Below are 4,414 nucleotides of genomic sequence, written 5' to 3'. Positions count from 1 at the left end.
CGGCGTGACCGGCGACGAGGACTACGTCATCATCGACACCGCCGAGTACGCGATCCCGGGCCTGGACGACGACTTCCGCGTCATCGTGTCGCCGTGGATCCTGTCCGTGCTGACCACCGACCGCCTCGCGCGCAACTACGAGCTGGTCACCAAGCACAACCTCAAGTACCGCCGCTACTACCACCAGTTCGACTACTAATTTCATTTGGGGGAAACCGCAATGAGGCAATACATCTTTGCCAGCCACGCGCATTTTGCGACCGGCATCAAAGAGAGCACCGAGCTGCTCTCGGGCGCGCGCGATAACGTCCACGACCTGTCGATGTTTGTCGACGGCCGCACCGACGTCGCCGAGGAGGCCGCCAAGCTCCTGGCGACCTTCGACCCCGCCGACGACGTAATCGTGTGCACCGACCTGTTTGGCGGCAGCGTCAACAACGAGTTCACCAAGATCGTCCAGACGCGCCCCAACACCTACCTGGTTGCCAACATGAATCTGCCGCTGCTGATCCAGCTGCTCTTTTCGGACCAGGAGGCTCCCGCCGATCAGGTTATCCGCGAGATCCTCGCGGCTGACGACACGCGTGTCAAGTTTGTCAACGACCTGCTGACCGATGCGGATGACGAGGAAGAGTTCTAGTCACCGCCTGCTATTAATGGGGCCGGGTTTCCGGCATGAGACCTTTGGGGGTCAATCATGATTCAACTGCTTCGCGTCGACCATCGTCTGCTTCATGGCCAGGTGGCCGTCTCTTGGGTCCAGGGCTTGGGCTCCGACTGCATCTTCTGCGTTGGCGACAAGGTTGCCAACGATCCCGTCTGGAAGACTACGCTCAAGATGGGAAAGCCGGCCAACGTCAAGCTCGTCATTAAGGACATGGAGCACGCCATCGAGGCCATCAACTCCGGTGTTACCGATAAGTACAAGATGATCATCTGCGTCGCCAGCATCGCCGAGGCCAAGCAGCTTGTCGACGGCTGCCCGCAGATCACCTCCATCAACCTGGGCAACACCAAGTCCAAGGACGAGCAGCGTCCCGATGCCCGTAAGATCTCCCGCCAGATCTTTGTGACTGCTGCCGAGGAAGAGGACATTCGCGAGCTCGTCGGCCGCGGTGTCGAGGTCGAGATTCGCGCTCTGGCCGACGACCCCAAGGTCGATGCCCTAAGCGCCCTCTAATTGGGAACCACGGGCGGCGCGCACGGCGCCGCCCCTATTCGTGGGCGTACCGGATAAACGCTTTACCCGTTACCCCCATCTACCGTTCACCGGGAGTACACGCCCGTTGAGCGATTGGTATTAAATAGTTTTCGCATGACTATATAATTGGTATCAAATCATTTGCACCGGTTTAGGTGTTAACAGCACACCGGTACAAGCTGGATCTGTCTGGGCGATTGTCGGCATGGAAAAGGGCGCGCTGACAAGTCGGGAATCGCCGCGCGGATCCAAGAGGGATCAAAGGGAGGAACAATGCTTGTTCAAGCGATCCTCATCGGACTTATCGCTGCCTTCGGTAAGCTCGATTATCAGCTCGGTACGCTCTATGCGTTCCGCCCGATCGTTCTGTGCCCGCTCGTCGGCATAGTCCTCGGGGACCTGCAGTCCGGCCTCGCCATCGGTGCGAGCCTCGAGCTGCTCTTCATGGGTTCTATCTCCATCGGCGCTTACGTGCCGCCCGATGAGTGTATTGGCGGTGTGCTCGCCTGCGCCTTCGCTATTCAGCTGGGTCAGAGCACCGAGGCCGCTATCGCGCTCGCGATGCCCATCGCCACTCTGTGCCTGGCCATTAAGAACGTCGTCAACGCCGGTATGCCCCTTCTGGTCGACCGTGCCGACGTCTTTGCCAGCAAGGGTAACCTCAAGGGTATCTACGCTATGCACTGGATTATCGGTCTCGTGATTGTCGTCCTGGCCTTTATCCTGTGCTCGGTCTCCTTCTATCTGGGTGCCGACGCTGTTCAGGGCCTGCTCGACTTCATCCCGACGTTCGTCCTCGATGGCTTTGGCGTCGCAGCCAACATCCTGCCTGCCATGGGCTTCGCCATGCTCGGCCGTCTGGTGCTTACCAAGCAGCTCGTGCCGTTCTACTTCCTGGGCTTCCTGCTGTGCTCCTATGCCAACGTGCCCGTCCTCGGCGTCGCCCTGATCGCAATCATCATCGGCATCGATAAGTACGACCTGCTGGGCCTTGGTGGCGCCCAGTCCCAGCTTTCTGTGGAAGGGGATGAGGACGATGACTTCTAATTCCGAGAACCAGATTACTCGCTCCGACCTCATTAAGAGCGCCGTGAACACCGGCGCCCTGGGCATGGAATTCTCCTGGACCTACTACAAGCAGATGAACATTGCCTTCTGCCTGATGGTCGCCAACATGCTCAAGAAGATCTATGCCGGCCGTCCCGATGATTACGCCGAGGCCCTGCATCGTCACAGCGCATTCTTCAACATCACCCCGCAGCTCGCTCCCTTCGTGGGTGGCATCGCGATGGCCATGGAAGAAAAGGTCGCTCGTGGCGAGGTTGAGCCCGAGAGCGTCAACGACATCAAGGCCGCCCTCATGGGTCCGCTTTCCGGCCTGGGTGACTCCTTCTTCCTGTCCACCCTGCGCGTCGTCGCCGCTGCCGTGGGCATCAGCCTGTGCCAGGCCGGCAACGTCTTTGGCCCCATCGCCTTCCTGCTCGTCTACAACATCCCGGCGTTCCTGATTCGTATCTTTGGCGCTATCAAGGGTTATGAGCTAGGCATTGGTTTCCTCGACGAGGCTCAGAAGACCGGCCTGATGCAAAAGATCATGGCCTGCGTCGGCATTGTCGGCGTTATGGTCGTCGGCGCCATGAGCAAGGACATGTTCTGGGCTTCGTTGCCCATCGCCATTGGTCAGGGCGACTCCGCCCAGACTCTCCAGGACATCCTGGACGGCATCATGCCCGGTATGCTCGGTATGGCCGCCTTCTGGCTCTACTACTGGCTGCTCTCCAAGAAGATCAACCCGATGGTCCTGATCCTCTGCACCATGGTCGTGGGCATCATCGGCGCTTACTTTGGCGTGCTTGCCTAATATGTTCGAATCGCGCTTCCATCGCGTCTAACGGTTGCGTCGATCTTTGGGGGGCTTGTCGCATCTGCGGCGGCCCCCTGTTTTTTAAAACTCCGTACGAAAGGGGAGGGCTATGGTCGTACCCGAGCTTTCGCTCATGAACATCAACCATCGTTACTACAGCATCGAGACGTTTTTTAAGGCTGCAGGTGAGGCCGGCTATCGCAATATCGAGCTGTGGACCGGCTCGATGCACCTGTATGTGGATTGCCATGAGCACGATTCGGTGGATAAGATTCGCGATCTTGCCGCCCAATACGGTATCAAGATCGTGTGCGTGTGCCCCGAGCAGAACAACCCCAAGCCATGGAACGTCGCGGTGCGCGGTGAGGCGGGCCAAAAACGCATCCTCTCGTACTTTAAGAATGTGATCGACGTTGCCGTTGAGTTGGGCGTGCCGCAGATTCTGGTGACGAGTGGTTGGGCCTATCTGGACGAGCCGGCTGAGGACGCCTGGGCCCGCAGCGTTGCCATGCTGCGCTCGGTGTGCGACTACGCCGATACGCGCGGTATTCGCGTCGCGCTCGAGGCCCTGCAGCCGTCGGAGTCCGTGTTGGTCAATACGGCACAGGATGTCGCGCGCATCCTCGAGGCGGTCGATCGTCCCAACCTGAAGGCCTGTATCGACTTTGGCGCCATGGAAGTTGCCGGCGACACGATCGACGGCTACTTTGAGGTTTTGGGCGACAAGATCGTTCACACCCACTTTGTAGATGTGGGCGGCGGCACGACGCATCTTGCCTGGGGCGACGGCGAGCGTGATATGCGTGCCGACCTCGAGGCACTCATGCGCCACGGCTATACGGGCTATGTCTCGGCCGAGACGTGTGATGGCCGCTACTATCAAGATCCGTCCAAGGCGACGACTCAGGTTATCGAGATGTATCGCCGTGTGACAGCGGAGATGGAAGCCGAATAACTAAACTGCGCGGTTGCGCCGGAAACGCTTGGGCGGGTCTGGCGCAACGCTTTTATAGCTGGCGAGTTGTGGGGAACCCGTTGGCAGTAGCGCTCGAAATAGACAACTATTGGCGTTGTAATACCACTCGGGCGAGGAAACCGACCGTTCGCCGCAAATCTCCGTGAGTTTGGATTGGTATTAAATAACAAGCAATCGTATGGCTATAATTGGTATCAGCAAGAAGCGCGATGTATAGAATTGCGCACATGTGATGGGAGGACACACATGAAGGAGACCGAGAAGATCGAGATCATGCACTTCGACCAGGAGGGCTACCTCGAGGACGGCAGGAACGTCTACGAGGCCGGCAAGAAGATGACCGCCCTGGCCGACCGCGTGCACGAGGAGGGCT

Annotated in this window: 5 protein-coding genes and 1 pseudogene; all 6 read left to right on the top strand. The window is 58.8% G+C overall.

The annotated features are described in order from the left end of the window. Nucleotides 1-199: pseudogene (locus AAAX36_RS09320) on the top strand (SIS domain-containing protein); the annotation flags it as partial. A 21-nt stretch (nt 200-220) separates the two neighbouring features. Beyond that, nucleotides 221-640, top strand: a complete 420-nt coding sequence (locus AAAX36_RS09315) for a hypothetical protein (RefSeq protein ID WP_006235880.1) — start codon at nt 221-223, stop codon at nt 638-640. Between the two features lie 57 nt (nt 641-697). Further along, on the top strand, nt 698-1,180 hold the full coding sequence (locus tag AAAX36_RS09310; protein WP_055252644.1) for a PTS sugar transporter subunit IIB: 483 nt from the start codon (nt 698-700) through the stop codon (nt 1,178-1,180). A gap of 294 nt (nt 1,181-1,474) precedes the next feature. Further along, a complete protein-coding gene (locus tag AAAX36_RS09305) occupies nt 1,475-2,248 on the top strand; it encodes a PTS sugar transporter subunit IIC (RefSeq protein WP_006235882.1) in 774 nt (257 codons plus the stop codon). Continuing rightward, the gene (locus AAAX36_RS09300; RefSeq protein ID WP_197032845.1) at nt 2,238-3,062 is read left to right on the top strand and encodes a PTS system mannose/fructose/sorbose family transporter subunit IID; all 825 of its coding nucleotides are present in this window, start codon (nt 2,238-2,240) and stop codon (nt 3,060-3,062) included. Before AAAX36_RS09305 ends, AAAX36_RS09300 begins: the two co-directional genes overlap by 11 nt. Before the next feature lie 112 nt (nt 3,063-3,174). Next, nucleotides 3,175-4,020: a sugar phosphate isomerase/epimerase family protein gene (locus AAAX36_RS09295; RefSeq protein ID WP_117770651.1), complete on the top strand. Its 846-nt coding sequence runs from the start codon at nt 3,175-3,177 to the stop codon at nt 4,018-4,020. Nucleotides 4,021-4,414: the final 394 nt, after the last annotated feature.

This window comes from Collinsella sp. CLA-ER-H10, assembly GCF_040092475.1.
Classification (GTDB): domain Bacteria; phylum Actinomycetota; class Coriobacteriia; order Coriobacteriales; family Coriobacteriaceae; genus Collinsella.
This window is presented reverse-complemented; position numbering and strand designations above follow the sequence as displayed.